Raw genomic sequence first — 20985 nt, 5'->3', positions numbered from 1 at the left:
GCCTGCGCTCGGCCCGGCGGCGCGGAATCCGTGGAAGTCGGCGGCAATCCTGACGGAGTCCGCGATGGGCCGCCCGGCCGCCGACGAGAACGGGCCGGCCACCGCAGCGCGGAGACCGGCCCGATCGGACGCGGGTCGTCTAGTTCGCGGGGGGCGTGGGCTCGTCGTCGCCCGACGCGGAGCCGCCCGCGGGGGCGTCGCCGCCGGCGGGGGCGTCGCCCGCACCGGGAGCCGGGGCGCCGGGGGTTGCCGGCCCGGCGCCGTGGCCGGTGGACTGCGCGAGCTCGGCCTGCTCGAACGCGTCGGGCTTCAGCGCCATCTGCAGCAGCGCGAGCACCATCAGCACGACGATGAAGACGCCGCCAGTGCCGATCAGGGTCAGCATCCAGTCGCGCGTGGCGACGAGCACGACCACGCCGACGAAGATCGCGGCGATCGCGGCGCCGCCGACGTACTCGGCCGGGCGCAGCAGCTCGCGACGGCTCGGCTGATACGGCTCACGGGGCGACTGGCCCGGGTTCTGCTGGGTCACGACTGCTCCGTTCCGGGGGTGGCGGCGCCGGCCGCCGGCGTCTCGCCGCGGCCGGGAGCCGCGGCCCACTTCTGCGACAGGCCGCCGATCACGAGGGAGACGCCGAGGATCGCGAGGTAGGCGCCGAAGAAGCCGACCGCGGTCACCGAGTCGGGCGGCAGCAGCACGAAGAGCACCGCGAGCACCGCGGTGAAGACGCCCGCCGCGAGGCGGTCGCGCGCACCGGCATCCTTGCCGCGGCCGCGCAGGCCCAGGTAGAGCTCCAGGAACCCGGTGATCGCCGCCCAGGCGCTCACGAGGGTGAGGAAGAAGGGCAGCCCGGCGGGAAGGGTGAGCGCGAGGAGACCCGCGACGGCGGTGACGATCGCCGAGACGAGCGTGACCGTCCGGGTGGGGCGGTCGGCGACGAAGCGCAGGCTCAGGGCGCCGACGACGACCCCCGCGACGACGGCCCAGATGCCGAAGACGAGCAGGCCCATGGCGGGGGAGTGGTCCTGCGAGAAGGTGATGGCCGCCGTGGCGGCGAGGGCGAGCGCACCGCGGACGACGGGCACCGCCCAGTCCTGGGCGCGCGCGGATGCGGCGGTCACGGCGACCTCTTTCGCTGTCGATGGGTGCCCCGTCGCTGCCGGGGTACGCATCTATCCTACGCGCCGTCGAACTGGGGATTCGGCGTACGCGGCGGGGCCTGCGCGCGACGATGCGCCCATGCGCTCGGTGAAGTGAACGTTAGCGGCATAACCTTCACTAACGCGAGGCCCAAGCGAAGGTTCTGGGCGGGGCCGCGATCAGCCAGTCAGCTCGGCGAAGGGTTCCCGAGCGACTCGTTGAGGAGCCACAGCAGAGCGATGCAGAACAGCACCAGATTGACGACAATCAGCGCGAAGCGATACCCGCGAGGGCCCCTGGTGCTGATGCCGAAGATCTGCGCGCCGATGTTGGCGAGCGCGAGTGCCGCGACGAGCAGCATCCACAGCGGAGAGAACAGAACGGCGAGGAGGAACGCAACGACGGCGCCCCCGAGCACCGCGAGGGTGAGCGGGCCGCCGAGCCGAGCGGGCGACTGTTCCGAACGCGCTTCTCCCAAGAGATCCTCCTTGTCGAGCCGATCGGCCCGGGCAGGCCACGCCCAGCCCCGCAATGCTCTAGCGTCTCCTCGGATGTTTCCGCCGCAGTCGGTTTCGTTACCGAGGTGACGCGACGATGCCCCGGGCCGTCGGGCCCGGGGCATCGCGCGAGGCACGGCTACAGCGCCCGGAGGATGTCCTCGACGCGCTGCTTGGCGTCGCCGAACAGCATCTGCGCGTTGTCCCGCGTGAACAGCGGGTTCGCGACGCCCGCGTAGCCCGCCGACATCGAGCGCTTGAAGACGACCACGTTCCCCGCCTCCCAGACGCGCAGCACCGGCATCCCCGCGATGGGGCTGCCAGGGTCCTGCGCGGCCGCCGGGTTCACGGTGTCGTTCGCGCCGATCACGAGCACGACGTCGGTCTCGGCGAGGTCGTCGTTGATCTCGTCCATCTCCTCGACGATGTCGTACGGCACCTTGGCCTCCGCGAGCAGCACGTTCATGTGCCCGGGCAGGCGGCCGGCGACCGGGTGGATGCCGAAGCGCACCTTCACCCCGCGCTCGCGCAGCCGGCTGGTGAGCTCCGCCACGGGGTACTGCGCCTGCGCCACCGCCATGCCGTAGCCGGGGGTGATGACGACGCTCGAGGCATCCCGCAGCAGCGCCGCCGCCGCCTCCGCATCGAGCTCGCGCACCTCGCCCTCGACCTCGCCGCTCGAGCTCGGCGCCGCGATGCCGAAGCCGCCCGCGATGACCGAGATGAACGAGCGGTTCATCGCCTTGCACATGATGTACGAGAGGTAGGCACCCGAGGAGCCGACGAGCGCACCGGTGATGATGAGCAGATCGTTGTTCAGCAGGAAGCCCGCCGCGGCCGCCGCCCAGCCCGAGTAGCTGTTCAGCATCGAGATGACGACGGGCATGTCGCCGCCGCCGATCGAGGCGACGAGGTGCCAGCCGAGCAGCAGCGCCAGCACCGTCACGACGACGAGCAGCCACAGCTCGGGCGTGATGACGTACCAGACGGTGAGGCCCACGAAGGCGACGAGCGCGCCGAGGTTCAGCGCGTTCTTGCCGGGCAGCATGAGCGGGGCCGACTTCATCCGCGCCGAGAGCTTGAGGAACGCGACGATCGAGCCGGTGAAGGTGACGGCGCCGATGAAGACGCCGATGAAGACCTCGGCGTGGTGGATGTCGAGCAGGGCGCCCGACATCTCGGACTCCTCGAGCGCGCCGTTCCAGCCGACGAGCACGGCCGCGAGACCGACGAAGCTGTGCAGCAGGGCGATGAGCTCGGGCATGCCGGTCATCGCGACGACGCGGGCCCGCCAGAGGCCGATGGCGCCGCCGACGAGCACGGCGACGACGAGCAGGATGAGCCCCGTCGTGACGGAGACCGTGCCCCAGGCGCCGGCGAGGGTCGCCCACACGGTCGCGACGAGCGCGATGACCATGCCGGCGATGCCGTAGCCGACACCGGCTCGCGCGGTTTCATGCTTGCTGAGGCCCGCGAGGCTGAGGATGAACAGCAGCGCGGCCACGAGGTACGCGGCGCCGGCCACGGAGCCGGCGACGGTGAGAGTCGAGAGCTCGGTCATGTCAGGCACCGGCCTTTCCGTCGGTTCCCGCGCGGTCGGTCTTGGCGGCGGCGCCCGCAGGCGGCGCGCCGACCGAGAACATGGCGAGCATGCGGCGGGTCACCGCGAAGCCGCCGAAGACGTTGATGCTCGCGAGCAGCACCGCGACGGCGGCGAGGATCTGCACGACGAGCACGTCGCTCGTGATCTGCACCATCGCGCCGACGATGATGATGCCCGAGATCGCGTTCGTCACGCTCATCAGCGGGGTGTGCAGCGCGTGCGCCACCTTGCCGATGACGTAGAAGCCGACCACGACCGCGAGCATGAGCACCGTGAAGTGCTGGGGGAGCGGCGGCGGTGCGACGGCGTTCACGAGGAACAGCGCGGCGACGCCGATCGCGACCAGGAGCGCCTTCTTCGCGGCGGACATCGGCGCCTTCGGCGCGGCGGGCTCGGCCGGCGCCGCGACGGGCGCGCCGGCCGCCGGGGCCGCCGAGACCTGCACGGGCGGCGGCGGCCAGGTGACCTCGCCGCCGCGGGCGACGGTGACGGCGCGCTGCACGACGTCGTCGAAGTCGAGCACGAGCTCGCCGTCCTTGCCGGGGGTGAGCAGCTTCAGCAGGTTGACGATGTTCGTGCCGTAGAGCTGCGAGGCCTGGGTGGGCAGGCGCGAGGCGAGGTCGGTGTAGCCGAGGATGACGACGCCGTTGGGCGTGACGATCCGCTCGCCGGCGACCGAGCCCTCGACGTTGCCGCCCATGCCGGCGGCCATGTCGACGATGACGCTGCCGGAGCGCATGCTCGCGACGTCGGCCGCGGTGATGAGCTTCGGTGCTGGGCGGCCCGGGATGAGCGCCGTCGTGATGATGATGTCGACGTCGGCGGCCTGCTCGGAGTAGATCTCGGCGGCGCGGCGGTCGTACGCCTCGCTCGTCGCCTTGGCGTAGCCGTCGGTGGACTGCTCGACCTCGACCTCGACCTTCAGGTACTCGCCGCCGATGGACTTCACCTGGTCGGCGACCTCGGGCCGCGGGTCGGTGGCGCGCACGATCGCGCCGAGACTGGATGCCGCGCCGATCGCCGCGAGCCCGGCGACGCCGGCCCCGGCGACGAGCACCTTGGCGGGCGGCACCTTGCCGGCGGCGGTGACCTGACCGGTGAAGAAGCGGCCGAACTCGTGCGCCGCCTCGACCACGGCGCGGTAGCCGGCGATGTTCGCCATCGAGCTGAGCACGTCCATCGACTGCGCTCGCGAGATGCGCGGCACCGCGTCCATCGCGATGGCCGTGACGCCCGCGGCGGCGAGCCGCTCGAGCAGCTCGGCGCTGAAGGCCGGGGCGAGCAGGCCGATGACCGTGGTGCCCGGGCGCAGCGCGGCGACCTCGGCGTCCGTGGGCGCGTTGACCTTGAGCACGATCTCGCTCGCGAGGGCCTCGGCGCCCGCGACGATCGTCGCCCCGGCGTCGCGGTAGGCCTCGTCGAGGAACGCGGATGCCTCGCCGGCCGCCGCTTCGACGGCCACCTCGTAGCCCAGTGCGATCAACTGCTTCACGGTCGCCGGTGTCGCGGCGACCCTCGTCTCCGGCGGTTGCTCGGTGACGACCCCGATTCGGGTCATGCGGTTCTCCTCTGCCTTCGTCTTCGTCGACGCGTCCGCGCACGGTCGGACTGCGGGCTGCAGCACTCGCCGCGGTCCCGAGCGAACGCACGGGGCGGCGGCACTGCAGCAGGGCTGGCACCACTCTAGAGGACGCTTCTTCCTCAGTGTGAAAATTACATTTCATTATGCGGAAGCGGGGAGGGTCATCGTGGTGACTGCGGCCAGCGTATGGGGTGCCGAGCTGAGGATGCCGCGATTTTCCGCGCGCCGAAGATGAAGGATTCCCGGTTCTTTCCCCAGGCGGAACTTCGGCGCGCGATGGCGCACTGGTGCTGTCACACTGAGAGTGGACGGCCAAGGACGGACGGGGGCGACAAGATGTTCGATTCGCTGCATGGTGGCGGGTATCTCGCCGAGGCCGAGGTCCGGGCGCGCCAGGCCGCAGAGCAAGCGCAAGGCAAGCCGGTCTCGATCCGGAAGCCGCCGCGACAACGGCCGATTCGCACCTGGCTGCGGCGACTCGTTCGTAGGAGAAAGGGCTGAGCTCCCTTCCTCTGGACGCGCACCTCGACCTGCATCTCTCCTGCTTGTCCGCACTCCGGTCACGGCGTTCTAGTATCGGACGAGAACGCGCGGCGGACGCCGCCGGGAGAGGCGGTCCAGGTGGCCAAGGATGCCCCGGCGAACGCCGCCGGATCGCAGACGCTGAGCCGAGGCATCCGGGTGCTCGAGGTGCTGGCGGACGCGGAGCGCCCGCTGACCATCGACGAGGTCGCCGCCGCGCTCGGCGTGCACCGCTCCGTCGCCTACCGCTTGCTGCGCACGCTCGAGGACCACGGACTCGTCACCCGCGACGCGGCCGGACGGCTGCTGCTCGGCGCCGGCCTCGCGGCCCTCGCCGCCGGGGTGCAGCGCGACCTGCAGCAGCTCGCGCTGCCCGAACTCGCCGAGGTAGCCGAGGATCTCGGCATGACCTGCCTGCTCGCGGTGCTGCTCGACGGCGACGAGGCCGTCACGCTCGTCAGCGCCTCGCCGCGGCGCACGGCGGCGGTCTCGTACCGGCCGGGGCATCGGCATCCGATCACCCGCGGTGGACCCGGCAAGGCGATCCTGCTCGGCCTGCCGGAGCGCAGCTGGCCGGCGGACGTGCCGGAGGAGCTGCGCGCCGAGGTCGTCGAGAGCCGCCTGCGCGGCTACACGGTGAGCCACGACGAGGTCGTGCCCTCCCTGCGCTCGGTCGCCGTTCCGCTCAGCCTGCCCGGCCAGCCGCCGGCGTCGATCGCGGTCATCCACGTCTCGTTCCCGCGGCCCGAGGCCGAGCTCGCCGAGCGACTGCAGGAGGCGGCCGCCCGGCTGCAGCGCGCCTCCGGCGCGTGACGCCTGGTTCCCTGAGCTTGGCCTGGTCCCCTGAGCCTGTCGAAGGGAACGTGTCCTGGTTCCCTGAGCCTGTCGAAGGGGACTCGCTCGGATTCCCTTCGACAAGCTCAGGGAACCAACCCCTTCGACAGGCTCAGGGCACCGCCGCTACCGCTGCGGCCGCAGGGCCCCCTCGAAGAACGCCGCGAGCTCGGCGGTCGCGGTGAGCGGCAGCACGTGCGCGACGTACTGGTCGGGGCGCACGACGACGACCGTGCCGTCTCGGGAGATGCCGCGCTCCTCGAAGATGTCGGTCTTGCACCAGGCGCTCGGGGCGGCGGCGAAGACCTTCTCCCAGTCCATCAGGCCGAGCGGGCCAGTCTTCGGGCGGAACGCCTCCGGCACCGCCATGATGTCGACGCCCTCGTGCGGCTGCTGGTAGATCGCCTTCACGTCGAACACGGCGTCGATGTCGGCGCCCTCGGGCGTGAACCTCGCGAGCGGGGACTCGGCTGAGTCGGACAGCCACTCGGCCCACGACGCGAGCGCGGATGCCTCGCCGGCGGCGGGCGCGTCGGCGAAGGCGTAGATGCGCCAGCGGCCGTCGGCCTTCGCGTGGTGGCCCAGGTGCACGACGTTGCCGTCGCAGACCATCGACACCTCGGAGGACTTGAAGCGCTTGCCGATCGGGAACCCGGTCGCGAGCGCCTGGTGGGTCGCCTCGCCGACGATCGCCGAGGGGGCGTACTCGGTCATGAACCCCGACGGGAACTCCGCGGTGCCGAGGTAGTAGTTCGCGAGCTCCTGCGGGTCGGAGATCTCCTCCGGCTTGCGCGCCATGAGCGAGGACCACTCGCGGTCGAAGTCGATGAGCTGCTGGGCGACGGGCTGGCGCTCGGCCGAGTAGGTGGCGAGCAGCTCGGTCGGGGCGAGCCCGGCGACGACGGAGCCGAGCTTCCAGCCGAGATTGAAGCCGTCCTGCATCGAGACGTTCATGCCCTGGCCGGCCTTCGCGCTGTGCGTGTGGCAGGCGTCGCCGGTGAGGAACACGCGCGGCGAGGCATCCGCCCCCTCCCCGCGGTCGTCGAAGTGGTCGGTGACCCGGTGGCCGACCTCGTAGACGCTGAACCAGGCGACCTCGCGCACGTCGATCGCGTACGGCTGCAGGATGTCGTTCGCCTTGGCGATGATCGTCTCGATGGGCGTCTTGCGCGCCTCGTGGTTGTCGTCGGCCGAGACCTCGCCGAGGTCGATGTACATGCGGCAGAGGTAGCCGCCCTCGCGCGGGATGTGCAGGATGTTGCCGGCGGCGGAGTTGATCGCGCACTTCGTGCGCCAGTCGGGGAAGTCGGTGTTCACGACGACGTCCATGACGCCCCAGGCGTGGGCCGAGATGCCGCCGAGGTGCTTGCGCCCGATCGCCTCGCGCACGCCGCTGCGGGCGCCGTCGCAGCCGGCGACGTACTTGGCGCGCACCGTGCGCTCCTCGCCGGCGCGCTCGCCCGCGGTGTAGCGCACGCGCACCTCGACGGGGTGGTCCCCGGCCTCGGGCGAGCCGTCGGGGTGCACGGTGAGGCCGAGGAACTCGATGCCGTAGTCAGGCTTCATGCGGCCGGGGCCGTTCGCGGCGGCCTCGGCGAAGTAGTCGAGCACGCGCGCCTGGTTCACGATGAGGTGCGGGAACTCGCTGATCTTGTAGCCGTAGTCCTCGGTTCGCGAGGTGCGGGTGATCTGCCCGGGATGCTCCGGGTCGGGGCCCCAGAAGTTCATGTAGCCGATGTTGTAGGCCTCGGCGATGATCCGCTCGGCGAAGCCGAAGGCCTGGAAGGTCTCGACGCTGCGGGGCTGGATGCCGTCGGCCTGTCCGAGCACGAGGCGGCCGTCGCGGCGCTCGATCATGCGCGTGACGACGCCGGGGTACTGGGAGAGCTGCGCGGAGAGCAGCATGCCGGCCGGGCCGGATCCCACGATGAGCACGTCCATCTCGTCGGGCAGCTCGTCGGGCCGGTCGAGGCCGACGCCGGCGGCGGGCTGGACGCGCGGGTCGCCCGAGACGTATCCGTTGTGGTGGAACTGCACGGGGGCTCCTCACCTCGTCGTGATCGGGCGCCGCTGCGGCGTCCCGCCCGAGGGCGGCTCGCGTCTCGCCATCCGCTCTCGTTCGATAATCGAACGTGTCATTCGGTTATCGCGCAGTGATCATACGCCCGCCGCGCGCGCGGGACAACCGCGGGCGCGGCGAGGAGGAGCCGTCGAGGCGAGGAGATGGCCCGGCGAGGGCTACTTGATGCTGCCCTGGGTGAGCCCGCCCACGAGCCAGCGCTGCAGGAACAGCGCCAGCAGGTACACCGGGATCATGCCCGTGAGCGACGCCGCCGCCATCTGCCCGAACATGACCTCGCGACCGCCCTGCATGAGGGCGATGCCGACCGGCAGCGTCTGCGAGGCCGTGCTCTGCGTGAGCATCAGCGGGATGAGGAAGTCGTTGTAGACGAGGATGAACGCGATGATCGCGACCGCGACCACCCCGGGCGCGACGAGCGGCAGCACGATGCGCACGAGGGTGCGCACCGGCCCGCAGCCGTCGATCTGCGCCGCCTCGTCGATCTCCTCCGGGATGCCCCGGAAGAAGCCGTCGAGCAGCCAGACCGCCACCGGGGTCACCATCAGGCCCTCGATGAGGCCGAGGCCGATCACGTTGTCCATCAGCCCGGCGGTGCGCACGAGCATGAACAGCGGGATGACGGCGACGATCGGCGGTGCCACGTACGCCGAGACGATGAGCGCCATCGAACGCGATCCCCCGGTGCGCAGCCGCGCCATCGCGAAGTTCGCGGGGATCGCCACGGCGAGCGCGACGACGGCCGCGATGGCGGCGGCGATGAGCGAGTTGCGCAGGTAGACGAGCACGGGGGCCTGCTCGAAGGCCGAGGCCCAGTTCTCCCAGGCGATGCGGGAGGGCAGGATGCGGGTGGAGAGGATGTCGTCGGGGCTCTTGAACGACATCGTCACGAGGTACAGGATCGGCAGCAGCGTGAAGCCGATCGCGATGGCGATCACCGCCCACTTCAGCACGACGACGCCGCGGGGCGCTCGTCCGATGCGACTCGCCGAGCTGGCCCGGCGGGCGCGCGGCGGCGGCCCGTCCGGCACGGTCATCGCGCGGGTGGTCGCGGCGTCGGCGGACCCGGCGGGACCGCGCTCGATGGTGGTCGACATGGTCACTCACCGGCCTTCTGGAGTCGGGTGCGGTACGAGGAGAGCGGCACGATCACGATCGTGACGAGCACGAGGAAGACGATCGTCTGCGCGGCCGCCGCGCCGACGTCGAACTGCTGCAGCGCCGTGCGGTAGATGTTGAAGCTGCTCACGGTGGTGTCGAGGCCGGGGCCGCCGCCGGTCATGATGAAGACGAGGTCGAAGACCTTGAACGAGACGATGAGCTTCAGCATCAGCACCGTGACGAGGGTCGGCAGCACGAGCGGGAACGTCACGTGGCGGAAGGTGCGCCAGACGCCGGCGCCGTCGACCTGCGCCGCCTCGAAGACCTCGCCGGGCAGCGTCTGCAGGGCGGCGAAGAGCAGCAGCACGCAGAACGGCACCCACTGCCAGACGTCGACCACGACGATCGAGATCATCGCCGCGGGCGAGCTGCCGAGGAAGAGGATCGGGTCGGCGCCCGGCGAGACGAGCTGCAGCACGTTGTTGAAGAGCCCGCCGGTCGGGGCGAACATGAGCTTCCAGATCACGCCCGCCATGACCGGCGGCGTCATCAGCGGCAGCAGGAAGATGACCCGCACGACTTTGCCGGACCGCACCGCCACGTCGAGCGAGAGCGCGATGACGAAGCCGATCACGAGGGCGAGCAGCGCGGAGGGGATCGCGAAGACGAGCGAGCGGCCGAGCGACGGCACCGTGACCCCGTCGCTCAGCACCTTGACGAAGTTGTCGAAGCCCACCCACTCGGCGAACGGCCGACCCAGCGACGACTCGCTGAACGACACCACGACCGTGTAGATCAGCGGGTAGATCGCGACGATCGCGATCGCGAGGAACGCGGGGGCGAGGAACGCCCAGCCGATGCGCCGGCCGCGCGGCTTCCGCAGCGCCGCCGTCTCCGGGGCCACCGTTGCCATGGGGACTTCCTTGTCTCGAGCGACCCGGGCTGGCCCGGGCGGATTGGTCGGGGCCGGCCGGCCGGAACACGGAGTCCCGGCCGGCCGGGCCGGTCAGAGCTTCTGCCAGGCGTCCCAGGTCTGGGCCATGGCCTGCTCGGCGGTCAGGTTGCCCTGCAGCATGAGCGCGAGGTTGTCGTTCAGCGCCGAGATCATCTCGGGCGCCGCGGGCGACGTCGGCCACGACTGCGCCTCGGGCAGCACCTGCGCCGACACCTCGGCGACCTGCGGGGCGAACTCGCGGTACTTCTCGCTCTCGAGCGTCGAGGTGCGGATCGGGTCGACGCCGCTGCCCGTCGTCGTGATGAGCTGTTCGTTCATCGCCTTCGAGGAGGAGAAGCGCACGAAGTCCTTCGCGAGCTCCTCGTCGGAGGCGTTCGGGCTCACGCCCATCGCCCAGCCCGCGTTCAGCGCGCCCGAGACGTGCCCCTCGGGGCCGATCGGCAGCGGCGCGACGCCCCAGCCGTCGACGATCTTCGACTGGCCCGGGTCCTGGGCGAAGACGCCGAGGTCGGTCCAGAACTCGATCATGCCGACGTTGCCGGCGAGGAACTGCGGCAGCGCCTGCTCGAAGCCGATCTCGAGCGGGCTCGGCAGGGCGTAGGGCGAGGCATCCAGCATCGCCTGCGCCGCCGCGACCGCGGCGTCCGTCGTGAGATCGGGCATCGCCGGGTCGATCGGGTCGGGCGACATCGTCGCGAGCCGGTTGAAGAAGGTCGAGCCGATGTTGAACGCGCTCTTCGAGCCGAGCAGTGCAGCGCCGTAGACGCCGTTCGCCTTCTCGGCCTCCGTGATCGTCTTCGCGGCGGCGACGTACTCGTCCCAGGTGGTGGGCACGGCGACGCCGTTCCGCTCGAGGATGTCGGTGTTGTAGAAGAGCACGTGCGTGTCGCCGTCGATCGGCAGCCCGTACGTCTTGCCCTCGAACTGCGTGTACGGCCCGAAGATGCTCTGGATGAAGTCGGGTTCGTCGATCTCCTCGTCCGACGAGGCCCAGTCGGTGAGGTCGGCGAGGGCGCCGGCCTCGGCGAGCGCGCCGACCGAGGTGTACCAGTACTGGATCGCGTCGTAGTGGTTCGTGCCCGACTGCGCGTCGAGGATCGCCTTGGTCTGGATCTGGTCGTAGGGCACGACCTCGATCTCGACCTTCACGCCGGTCTCCTCCTCGTACTGCTCGGCGAGGATCTTGCCCGCGCCCTCCTGGGGCTGCGCGATCAGGACGTTGAGGGTGCGGTCGCCGTCGCCGGCGTCGCCGCCGTCCGCCGCGCAGCCGGCGAGCGTGCCGGCCACGACGAGCGCGGTCGCGATCGCGGCCGTGCGGATGGCCCGTGCGGGACGGGTCGAGAAGCTCCGTTGCTTGCTCATTGCTCGGATTCCTTTCGTGGTTCTCTCGGGGGAGGTGCAGCTGGGTGGATCAGTCGCTCGGGCGGTCGCCCGGATGCCAGGGGCGGTCGATCTTGTCGGCCGCGACGCCGGGCGCCTTGATGAAGAGGGCCCGGAAGGGCGCCTCGCCCGGGTTGCGCAGGAAGTGCTCGACGTTCGGCGGGCAGCTGACGAACTCGCCGGCCGCGAGGCGCACGGGCCCCTCGCGGTCGATCCAGAGCTCCGCCTCGCCCTCGACCGCGAGGAAGGACTCCTCGTGCCGCTCGTGCAGGTGGTTGGCGAACTCGTCGCCGGGCCGCAGCACGATGGTGCCGAAGGCGGCGTGCTCGGCCTGGCTCAGGTAGCCGGGGCCCCAGTCGCCGAAGCGCAGCTCGGCGTCGGCGAGGCGCACGGGTCGCGCGGTCGCGCCTGCGCCGCTCATGCCGCCCGCCGTGCTGCCGCGAGCTCGAGGTAGCGCTCGTGCGCCTCGGCCGGGTCGACGTCGTCGTGCACGACGGCGCGCACGGCCTGGATCATCGCGGCGGGGTCGGCGCTCTGGAAGATGTTGCGGCCCATGTCGACGCCCGCCGCGCCCGCGCGGACGGCGTTCGCGGCCATGGTCAGGGCGTCGAGCTCGGGCAGCTTCTTGCCACCCGCCATGATGACCGGCACGGGGCATCCCGCGACGACATCCTCGAAGCCCTCCTCGCAGTAGTAGGTCTTCACGATCTGCGCGCCGAGCTCCGCGATGATGCGGGTCGCGAGGCCGAGGTATCGGGCGTCGCGCACGAGCTCCTTGCCGACGGCGGTCACGCCGAGCACCGGGATGCCCGCTTCGTAGCCCTCGTCGACGAGCCCGGTGAGGTTGCGCACGCTCCGCGACTCGTGCTCGCCGCCGATGAAGACCTGCACGGCCACCGCGTCGGCGCCGATCCGGACCGCGTCGCGCATCGCCATCGCGGGGTGCTCGTCGGAGAGGTCCTTCAGGATCGACGGCCCGCCGGACGCCCGCAGCACGAGGCCGGAGCGGGTGGTCGCGGGGAACGAGGTGCGCAGCGCCCCGCGCGTGCCCATCAGGGCGTCGGCGTAGGGGGCGAGGGGCGCGATGTTCAGGTCGAGTCGCTCGAGCCCCGAGGTGGGGCCCTGGAAGTAGCCGTGGTCGAACGCGAGCATGACCGTGCGGCCCGTCTCGCCCTCGAAGATGCGGCCGAGGCGGTGCTGCATGCCCCAGTCGTAGGCGGCGGCGCCCTTGATCGCGTGCCCGAAGCTCGCGGCGGGGACGGTGGGGGCGAAGTCCTTCGCGTTGACGTTGCCGTCGAGGTCAGCCATTGGTGTCCTTCTTCTCTCGGTCGGTGGGTCGGGCGGGCCGGTAGTGCAGGCCGCCCGGCGGGGTGAACAGGGGGTCGATGCCGGCGGCGCCGGTGGCGCGCACCTGCGCGTCGTACACGGCGAGCCAGCGGCGGTAGGCCTCGTCGGAGGCGGCGACGGCGGATGCCTCGGGCGCGAGCCGTCGTTCGCCGCCGCCGGCCGGCGGCAGCTCGGCGCCGATCGCGGCCGCCGCGAGCCGGGCCGCGCCGTAGGAGGTGGCCTCGGCGACCGTCGAGGTGACGACGGTGCGGCCCGTGGCATCGGCGATGAGCTGGGGCCAGAGTCTGCCGCCGCTCGAGCCGCCGCCGAAGACGAGCTCGCCGCTGCGGCCGGCCGCGCCAGCGGTGAGCTCGTCGAGGATGGCGAGGTGGGCCCGCACGACCCAGGCGGCCGCCTCCTCGACGGAGCGCACGAAGGTGCCGCGGCCGAAACGCTCGGGGTCATTGATGTCGAAGCCGACGAACGCCGGCGCCGCGTGGTGCCAGGCGTCCGCCTGCATGGCGTTCGCGAGCACCGCGACGAGGCCGTTCGAGCCCGGCGGGACGGCGGCGGCGAGCTCCTCCATCACGTCGAAGGCGCCCGACGGGCCGCGCGCGGCGACCGCGTCGACGAAGAATACGTCGCGGAGCCACCGCATGGCGAGGCCCGAGAGGAAGCTGATGCCCTCGACCATCCAGCTGCCCGGCTCGACGTGGCACAGGGTGCGCAGCCGACGCTCGGGGTCGATGACGGGCCGGTCGACGAGCGCGGTCGTCTGCCAGAAGGTGCCGCCGACGACGACGGGCGCGCCCGGCACCGCGCCGATGCCGTGCAGCGCGAGCTGGGTGTCGGCGCCGCCGATCACGACGGGAGTGCCCGCCGGCAGCCCGGTGGCGTCCGCGGCGTCGGGGGTGACCCGGCCGGCGATCTCGCCGCCCTCGAGCACCGGCGGGAGGATGCCGGGGTCGATGCCGACGAGGCCGGCCAGCTCGGCCGACCAGGAGCGCGCCGACAGGTCGAACAGCGCGCTCGAGGAGCCGCACGTCGGGTCGGTCGTGAACTCGCCGGTGAGCCGGGTGACGACCCAGTCGCTCAGCATGCCGAAATGCCGCGCCTCGGCGAGCACCTCGGGCGCCTCCTCGGCGATCCAGCGCAGGCGAGCAGGTGCCGTGATCGACACCCAGTCGCCGCCGAGGGCGAAGATGCGGTCGGCGGCGCCCTCGTCGACGAGGCGCTGCGCCTGCCCGCGGGCCCGACCGTCGGTGTTCGGGCAGGCCCAGAGCTCGCGGCCGCGACCGTCGTAGAGCACGAAGCCCTCGCGCATGCTCGACGCCGCGACGGCGGCGACGGGGCGGCCGTCCAGGGCGGTGACGACCTCGCGCACGGCCTCGGCGACGAGCGCCCAGTTCGCGGCGGTGTCGAAGGCGGTGCCGCCGGGGTGCCCGGCGACGGCGCGGTGGCTCCACTCGCGCCCGGCGCGGGCGACGACGGAGCCGTCGAGCGCGACGGCGAGCGCCCGCGCCGAGCCGGTGCCGGCGTCGATGGCGAGGACGACCGGGTCGCGGGTCACGACGCCCGCTCCTCGGTGTGTTCGAGGTGCTCGACCACCCGGTCGACGACCATCCGCGCACCACGGGCGAGCGTCTCGAAGGTCGCCCCGCCGATGTGCGGCGTCAGCTGCACCTGGGGCAGGGCGACGAGTTCCCGCCACGGACCGTCGGGCTCGCAGACGTCCATCGCCGCGGCGCGGAGCCGCCCGCTGCGGAGCGCCGCGAGCAGCGCCGTCTCGTCGACGAGCGATTCGCGGGCGGTGTTCACGAGCACGGCCCCCTCGGGCAGCAGCCCGAGCTGGGCCTCGCCGACGAGGTGTCGGTTCTCGGCGGTCGCGCGGGCGTGGATGCTCAGTACGTCGATCTCGGGGAGGAGCGCCTCGAGGCTCGGCGCGAGCGTCACGCCCTCCACGGCGTCGGCGACGAAGGGGTCGTAGGCGGTGACGGTCATGCCGAGCGCCAGGGCGCGGGCGGCGACCAGGCGGGCGACGTGCCCGAGGCCGATGAGCCCGAGACGGGCGCCCCGCAGCTCGCTGCCGAACCAGCGCGCCCCCTCGAAGGCGGACTCGGCGATCACCCGGCCCTCGGCGGCCGCGGCATCCACGTCCTGCAGGGCCGGCCGCAGGTTGCGGAAGGCGGTGATGATGAAGCCGATCGTGAGGTCCGCGACCGCCTCGGCGTTCTTGCCGGGGGTGGTGGCGACCGTGACGCCGAGCTCGGCGGCCGCGTCCAGGTCGATGTTCACGGGACCGCCGCGGGCGCAGCCGATCATCCGCACCGAGGGGTTCTGCTCGAGCACCCGCCGGGTGATCGGCGCGCCGTGCACGACGAGCACCTCGTGCCCGTCGATGAAGGCATCGACCTCGGCGGGATCGCCCTCGTACTCGCGGAGCGCGTCGAGCGACCAGCTCGGGGCATCCGTCGGCGTCATCGTGCGCAGCTCGACGTCGTCGACGCGGCCGTCGAGCGCATCGGCGAAGACCTCGGCCGACATGTAGCTGTCACCGATGACGAGGATTCGGGGCGAAGTGGGCACAGACGTCTCCTGCGGGTGCGTGGGGTCGAGGAACGGGGGCACCGGCGGTGCCGCGACGTTCGGGGAGGATTCGGGGGAGTCGGGGGATGGTGGCGCTCAGCGCCCGGGATAGGTGCCGGAGGTCGATCTCGCGTCGAGCCCGGCGGCGTTGTGACCGCTGTCGACGGTCACGCGCATGCGGTCGGTGCGGACCGAGGCCCGCGAGAAGTCGATCGGCTCGTCGTTCTGGTCGTACGCGACCGCTTCGACGACGACGATCGGATGCCCCTCCTCGATCTCGAGCAGTCGGGCGAGCGCCCGGTCGGCCGAGTGAGCCTCGATGGTGCGGTGCATCCGGGTGATCCGGGTGCCCAGCACCTGCTCGGCCGCGACGTAGAGGCTGGCCCGCGGGTCGCGCAGGCTCGGCAGGACGGCGGCGAAGCGCTTCGGCATGTAGTTCACGACGTGCACGGCCGTGAGGGTGCCGACCGCGCGGGTGCGTTCGAGCACGAAGCCGTGCCCGTCTCCCTTGAAGACGGCCGCGGCCCACGGCGGCAGCACGTCGACGCCGGAGCGCAGCACCGTCGAGGTGAGGGCGCTGCGGTCGCCGTCGGCGAGCTGGCCGAGCAGGCTCGGTGCGCTCTCCAGGGTCCAGGACGACGGCGCCTGCGTCGTGTCGACGAACGCGCCTCGGCCCTGCTGGCGGGAGATGATGCCCGACTTCTCGAGTCGCGCCAGCGCTTCCCGGATCGTCGTCCGCGACACCCGGTAGTGCTCCCGCAGCTCGTGCTCGCTCGGCAGCTTGCTGCCGTGCGACCACACGCCCGTCGAGATCCCGGACTCGATGCTCCGGAGCACCTGGAACCACATCGGTGACTCCGAGCTCCGGTCGAGCGCCGGGAGCGTCTCGAGCGCGTCTGCGTTGGTCATGTTCCGCCTTCTTCGGTGGGGTGCCTCAATCCTCACCGGGCGCACTTGTACCGGACCAGAGACAAGTGGGCGACGTTACCGTTCTGTGATATTCCGATGAAATCGCAGATCAGCGCGATTTCACGAACGGATACCTCGGCGTGCCGCTCGCCGCTTGACCCGATCTGTCCCCTTCGACCGGACAAGTCGCCGCCATCGGGTCGAGCGCGGCGGCTCCACCGCCGGCACCGAGCCCGTCACGACCGCGTCGACCGTCATCGAGCCGTCGACGGGCCCCACGACCGGGATGGGCGTGGTCGGCGTCGCGGTGCGCGGCTCCACCGGCATCCGCCCGAGCCGCCGATGCTCGCGCGCGTACGCCGGGATCAGCAGCACGACCGCGCCGATCCACGCGAGCGGGTTGCTCCAGACCACCCCGACGAAGCCGAACGCGGCGCCGAGCACGATCGCGGCGCCCACCCGCATGACGAGCTCGATCACCCCCGTCGCCGTCGGGATCATCGTGTGCCCGAGCCCTTGCAGCGCCCCGCGCAGCACGAAGAGCACCGCCAGCGAGGCGTAGGTGTAGCCGTCCACCTCGAGCATGAGCGCGGCGTCGGCCACGACGCCGTCCGAGCCCTCCCCGACGAAGAGCCGCACGAGCTGCTCGCCGAAGAGGATGAACGGCACGCCGATCGCGACGGCCGTGCCGACCGCGAGCCAGGTGGCCTGCACGACACCGCGGCGGATGCGGTCGGGCCGGTGCCCGCCGAGGTTCTGCGCCGTGTACATCGAGGCCGCGAGGCCGAGCGAGGCGAGGAAGGCGACCGCGAGCGAGTCGACCCGTGACGCGGTCGTGTACGCGGCGACCGCATCGGCGCCGAGCTCGTTCAGCGCGACCTGCACGGTGAGCGTGCCGATCGCGATGATCGAGGCCTGGAACCCCATCGGCAGTCCGACGCGCAGGTGCTCCAGCACCTCGGCGCGCGAGACGCGCCAATCCGCGCGGTGCACGTGCAGCGCCGGCACCCGGCGGCGCACGAACTCGAGGCAGAGCCCGACCGACACGGCCTGCGCCACCACCGTCGCGAACGCCGCGCCGCCGACGCCCCAGCCGAGCACGCCGACCATGATCACGACGAGCCCCACGTTCAGCAGGCACGAGAGGGTGAGGAACACGAGCGGCGTGCGCGAGTCGCCGATGGCCCGGATGATCGCCGAGAGATAGTTGAAGAACATCACGGCGGATGCCCCGAGGAAGCTGATCTGCGTGAACGCGGTCGCCTCCGGCAAGAGCTCGGGCGGTGTCTGCAGCAGCTGCAGGGCCGGCCCCGCGATGAGCGGAGCGCCCGCGGTGAGCAGCACGCTCATGGCGCCGGTGAGCAGCGTGCCCGTCGCGACCGAGCGGCGCACCCGTTCGTGGTCGCGGGCGCCGAAGGCCTGAGCGGTCGGGATGGCGAAGCCGCTCGTCACGCCCCACGCGAAGCCGAGCAGCAGGAAGAGCAGCGGCCCCGTCGCGCCGACCGCGGCGAGGGAGGCGATGCCGAGGTGCCGGCCGACGACGATCGCGTCGGCCACCTGGTAGAGCTGCTGCACCACATTGCCGAGGAGCAGGGGGACGGCGAACAGCAGGATGACGCGCCAGGGGGCGCCGGTCGTGAGGGTTCTGGCCATGGGGCTCTCGACGGTGGGAGGGCGGACGGGAAGGGTCGAGCAGGAAGGGTCGGGCGGATGCGGCGCGCGGGCTGATCGAGCCGGGCCGCGGCGGTGCTGCGCGCCATCCTATCGAATCGATTCGATCGGCGGGAACGGGATGCGCGCACCCATTCAGCGCACGGCGGGCACCGGCCGCAGACGGGGCACCCAGCACCGCACGGCGCCGCGGTACCGCCGGTACGGCTCCCCGAACCTGGCCTCGAGGTCGGCCTCCTCCGGCGGACGCACCAGGAGGTGCCAGATCACCGCGCCCGCCATCGCGTACCCGACCACCAGCCACGAGTTCAGCAGCAGGCCGACCGCGACCCCCTGCGCGATCCCGGCGACCGCCATCGGGTTGCGGACGACCCGGTACGGCCCGGCGACGACCAGCCGGTTCGGCATCGCCGATGGGAGCGGGGTGCCGTCACCCCTCGTCGCGAGCGCGGCGGCCGAGGCGATGCCGAGCGCCGTGGCGAGGACGAGCAGCGCGAGCCCCGCGCCGCGCATCCACGTCGAGAGGCCCTCGGGCAGCGCGACCGCGAGACCCCAGCGCTCCTCGAGCGCCGCGATGGCGAGCGGGACGACGCCGAGCAGCAGCCCCCAGAACAGCCCCGCCTGCACCGCCGTCGCCCCGAGATGCCGGGCGGGGCTCGCCCGCGATGCCGCAGGACGGAAGGCGAAGGGGCCGCGCAGCAGCAGCTCGCTCGGCAGTCGCCCGCGCAGCACGAGCGAGAGGGCCGCGATCGAGCCGGCGGCCGCCGCGATCATCGCGAGCACTCCCCTGCCGGCGAGCCCGGTGATCGTCGCGTACCCGGTCAGCGCGAGCGCGACGAGCACGGTCCACACCGTGGCGAGGACCGCCGCCCAGCGCACACCGAGGGCCGCGAGCCCGGAGCCGACGACGAAGAGCGGAAGGTCGAAGAGCGCGACGAGCTGCGGGTCGAGCTCGCCCAGAGTCGCCTCGCGTACGAGTGGCAGGGTGAAGACGCCCACCCACCAGGCGGCTCCCGCGATCGCCTGCAGGGCGAAGTAGCTCCGCCCCCAGACGGCGTTCATCGCGGGAACCCCTACATCGGCGCCATGTCGGCGAACTTGGAGAAGTGGCCCTGGAAGGCCACGGTCACCGTGCGGGTGGGACCGTTGCGGTGCTTCGCCACGATGAGGTCGGCCTCGCCGGCTCGGGGGCTGTCGCGCTCGTAGGCCGACTCGCGGTGCAGCAGGATGACCATGTCGGCGTCCTGCTCGATCGAGCCCGACTCGCGCAGGTCGCTGATCGCGGGCATCTTGTCGGCGCGCTGCTCGGGACCACGGTTCAGCTGCGAGAGCGCGATGACAGGCACCTGCAGCTCCTTCGCGAGCAGCTTCAGCGCACGCGAGAACTCCGAGACCTCCTGCTGGCGGCTCTCGACGCGCTTGCCGCTCGTCATGAGCTGCAGGTAGTCGATGACGACGAGCTTGAGCCCGACGCGCTGCTTGAGCCGACGGCACTTCGCACGGATCTCGACGAGCGTCATGTTGGGGGAGTCGTCGATGTAGAGGGGCGAGTCGTTGATGCGGCCGCGCGTGGAGGCGATGGTGGTCCAGTCCCGCGAGTCGACGCTGCCCTTGCGCATGTTCTGCAGGGGCACGTTCGACTCGGCGGAGAGCAGCCGCATCGCGATCTCGCTCTTGCCCATCTCGAGGGAGAAGAAGACGGATGGCAGGCCGTTCGTGATCGACGCCGCGCGTGCGAAGTCGAGCGCGAGCGTCGACTTTCCCATGGCGGGACGGGCGGCGACGACGATCATCTGGCCGGGGTGGAAGCCGTTCGTCAGGTCGTCGAGGTCGGTGAAGCCGGTGGGCACGCCGGTCATCTTGCCGTCGGTGTGCTTGGCCGCCTCGATCTCGTCGATCGCGACGGTGACCGCGTCGGAGAGCGGCACGTAGTCCTCGGTCTCGACCGAGCCGGTCACGGAGTAGATCTCGGCCTGCGCGTTGTTGACGAGGTCGACGACCTCGCCCTCTCCGGCGTAGCCCATCTGCACGATGCGGGTGCCGGCCTCGACGAGCCGGCGGAGCAGCGCGCGCTCGGCGACGATCTCGGCGTAGAAGCCGGCGTTCGCGGCGGTCGGCACGAGGCTCGTGAGGGTGTGCAGGTACTCGACGCCGCCGGCGCGCTGCAGCTCGCCCGACTTGGTGAGCTCGTCGGTGACGGCGATGACGTCGGTGGGCTCGCCGTGCGAGTAGAGGGTGAGCACGGCGTTGAAGACGACCTCGTGCTTCGGCACGTAGAAGTCGACGCCGCGGATCGTCTCGATGACATCGGCGACCGCGTCCTTCGAGAGCATCATGCCGCCGAGCACGCTCTGCTCGGCGAGCAGGTCGTGCGGCGGCGTGCGCTCGCCCCGCGGGGCTCCGCCGTCGTCGACCGGCTCGGCGAGTCCGATGTGAGCGATCGACACGGTGATGACCTCCGATTCGGGGACGGCGGGCGGGCGCAGCACGACCACGGTTCCGTTGTACTCGGGACCGCCGACATGATCGCGCTGGGTTCCCCGGCCCACGCGCGCGAGACGATTGCTTCACCATAAGGAAGCACTCATCCACATACAAGCCAGCCTGTGGATAACTCTGGGGACAATCTGGGCGAAACGCCGACCAACATGTGCACTCCGCCTGTGGACAACTGTGGAAATCGTGTGAATTACACCGGTTGAATTCAAGTCCGACCAGGTGTTTTCACAATCCACACCTGTGGGGGAAAACTTTCTTGAGATTGCACGGATGAGCCTCACTCACCTGTGCACAAACAT

At 71.7% G+C, this 20985-nt stretch carries 18 protein-coding genes; 1 reads left to right on the top strand and 17 read right to left on the bottom strand.

The genetic code is table 11. The annotated features are described in order from the left end of the window. Positions 1-139: 139 nt before the first annotated feature. From IEY71_RS04140 to IEY71_RS04120, 5 genes are all read right to left on the bottom strand, one after another. On the bottom strand, positions 140-532 hold the full coding sequence (locus IEY71_RS04140; RefSeq protein ID WP_189084004.1) for a hypothetical protein: 393 nt from the start codon (positions 530-532) through the stop codon (positions 140-142). Next, positions 529-1122, bottom strand: a complete 594-nt coding sequence (locus IEY71_RS04135) for a hypothetical protein (protein ID WP_189084003.1) — start codon at positions 1120-1122, stop codon at positions 529-531. Before IEY71_RS04135 ends, IEY71_RS04140 begins: the two co-directional genes overlap by 4 nt. A 206-nt stretch (positions 1123-1328) precedes the next feature. Continuing rightward, the gene (locus IEY71_RS04130) at positions 1329-1619 is read right to left on the bottom strand and encodes a hypothetical protein (protein ID WP_189084002.1); all 291 of its coding nucleotides are present in this window, start codon (positions 1617-1619) and stop codon (positions 1329-1331) included. A 158-nt stretch (positions 1620-1777) separates the two neighbouring features. Continuing rightward, the gene (gene pntB, locus IEY71_RS04125) at positions 1778-3199 is read right to left on the bottom strand and encodes a Re/Si-specific NAD(P)(+) transhydrogenase subunit beta (RefSeq protein WP_189085064.1); all 1422 of its coding nucleotides are present in this window, start codon (positions 3197-3199) and stop codon (positions 1778-1780) included. A 1-nt stretch (position 3200) separates the two neighbouring features. Beyond that, positions 3201-4799, bottom strand: coding sequence for a Re/Si-specific NAD(P)(+) transhydrogenase subunit alpha (locus IEY71_RS04120; RefSeq protein ID WP_189084001.1), 1599 nt, complete (start codon positions 4797-4799; stop codon positions 3201-3203). 645 nt (positions 4800-5444) lie between these two features. On the opposite strand from IEY71_RS04120, the gene IEY71_RS04115 reads away from it, so the two are divergent. Next, positions 5445-6158, top strand: a complete 714-nt coding sequence (locus IEY71_RS04115) for an IclR family transcriptional regulator (protein ID WP_189084000.1) — start codon at positions 5445-5447, stop codon at positions 6156-6158. Between the two features lie 147 nt (positions 6159-6305). Here the strand turns inward: IEY71_RS04115 and IEY71_RS04110 are convergent, their stop codons facing one another. The 12 genes from IEY71_RS04110 to dnaB all read right to left on the bottom strand — a co-directional run bounded on the left by IEY71_RS04110 (position 6306) and on the right by dnaB (position 20634). Further along, a complete protein-coding gene (locus IEY71_RS04110) occupies positions 6306-8216 on the bottom strand; it encodes an FAD-binding monooxygenase (RefSeq protein WP_189083999.1) in 1911 nt (636 codons plus the stop codon). Positions 8217-8417: 201 nt separating this feature from the next. Then, positions 8418-9356, bottom strand: a complete 939-nt coding sequence (locus tag IEY71_RS04105) for a carbohydrate ABC transporter permease (RefSeq protein ID WP_229781516.1) — start codon at positions 9354-9356, stop codon at positions 8418-8420. 2 nt (positions 9357-9358) lie between these two features. Continuing rightward, a complete protein-coding gene (locus tag IEY71_RS04100; protein ID WP_189083998.1) occupies positions 9359-10273 on the bottom strand; it encodes a carbohydrate ABC transporter permease in 915 nt (304 codons plus the stop codon). 93 nt (positions 10274-10366) lie between these two features. Beyond that, positions 10367-11677, bottom strand: coding sequence for an ABC transporter substrate-binding protein (locus IEY71_RS04095; protein WP_189083997.1), 1311 nt, complete (start codon positions 11675-11677; stop codon positions 10367-10369). Between the two features lie 49 nt (positions 11678-11726). Further along, entirely contained in the window at positions 11727-12116 is a 390-nt protein-coding gene (locus IEY71_RS04090) for a cupin domain-containing protein (protein ID WP_189083996.1), read from the bottom strand. Continuing rightward, positions 12113-13003 (bottom strand): 3-hydroxy-5-phosphonooxypentane-2,4-dione thiolase, encoded by an 891-nt coding sequence (gene lsrF / locus IEY71_RS04085; RefSeq protein ID WP_189083995.1) that lies wholly within the window; start codon positions 13001-13003, stop codon positions 12113-12115. The genes IEY71_RS04090 and lsrF overlap by 4 nt, the downstream gene beginning before the upstream one ends. Next, positions 12996-14591: an FGGY family carbohydrate kinase gene (locus IEY71_RS04080; protein WP_189083994.1), complete on the bottom strand. Its 1596-nt coding sequence runs from the start codon at positions 14589-14591 to the stop codon at positions 12996-12998. Before IEY71_RS04080 ends, lsrF begins: the two co-directional genes overlap by 8 nt. After that, a complete protein-coding gene (locus IEY71_RS04075) occupies positions 14588-15607 on the bottom strand; it encodes an NAD(P)-dependent oxidoreductase (protein ID WP_189083993.1) in 1020 nt (339 codons plus the stop codon). The genes IEY71_RS04080 and IEY71_RS04075 overlap by 4 nt, the downstream gene beginning before the upstream one ends. A gap of 96 nt (positions 15608-15703) precedes the next feature. Continuing rightward, positions 15704-16516: a GntR family transcriptional regulator gene (locus tag IEY71_RS04070; protein ID WP_189083992.1), complete on the bottom strand. Its 813-nt coding sequence runs from the start codon at positions 16514-16516 to the stop codon at positions 15704-15706. 120 nt (positions 16517-16636) lie between these two features. Beyond that, positions 16637-18169: an MATE family efflux transporter gene (locus tag IEY71_RS04065; protein WP_189083991.1), complete on the bottom strand. Its 1533-nt coding sequence runs from the start codon at positions 18167-18169 to the stop codon at positions 16637-16639. Positions 18170-18322: 153 nt separating this feature from the next. Beyond that, on the bottom strand, positions 18323-19249 hold the full coding sequence (locus tag IEY71_RS04060) for a methyltransferase family protein (protein ID WP_189083990.1): 927 nt from the start codon (positions 19247-19249) through the stop codon (positions 18323-18325). A gap of 11 nt (positions 19250-19260) precedes the next feature. Further along, positions 19261-20634 carry a replicative DNA helicase gene (gene dnaB / locus IEY71_RS04055; protein WP_189085062.1) on the bottom strand — a complete coding sequence of 458 codons (1374 nt, stop codon included), beginning with the start codon at positions 20632-20634 and terminating at the stop codon, positions 19261-19263. Between the last annotated feature and the right edge of the window lie 351 nt (positions 20635-20985).

The sequence above is a fragment of the Agromyces mediolanus genome (genome assembly GCF_014648575.1).
Classification (GTDB): Bacteria; Actinomycetota; Actinomycetes; order Actinomycetales; family Microbacteriaceae; genus Agromyces; species Agromyces mediolanus.
Note: the sequence above shows the minus strand (reverse complement) of the source record. Positions and strands in the feature narration are given on the sequence as shown.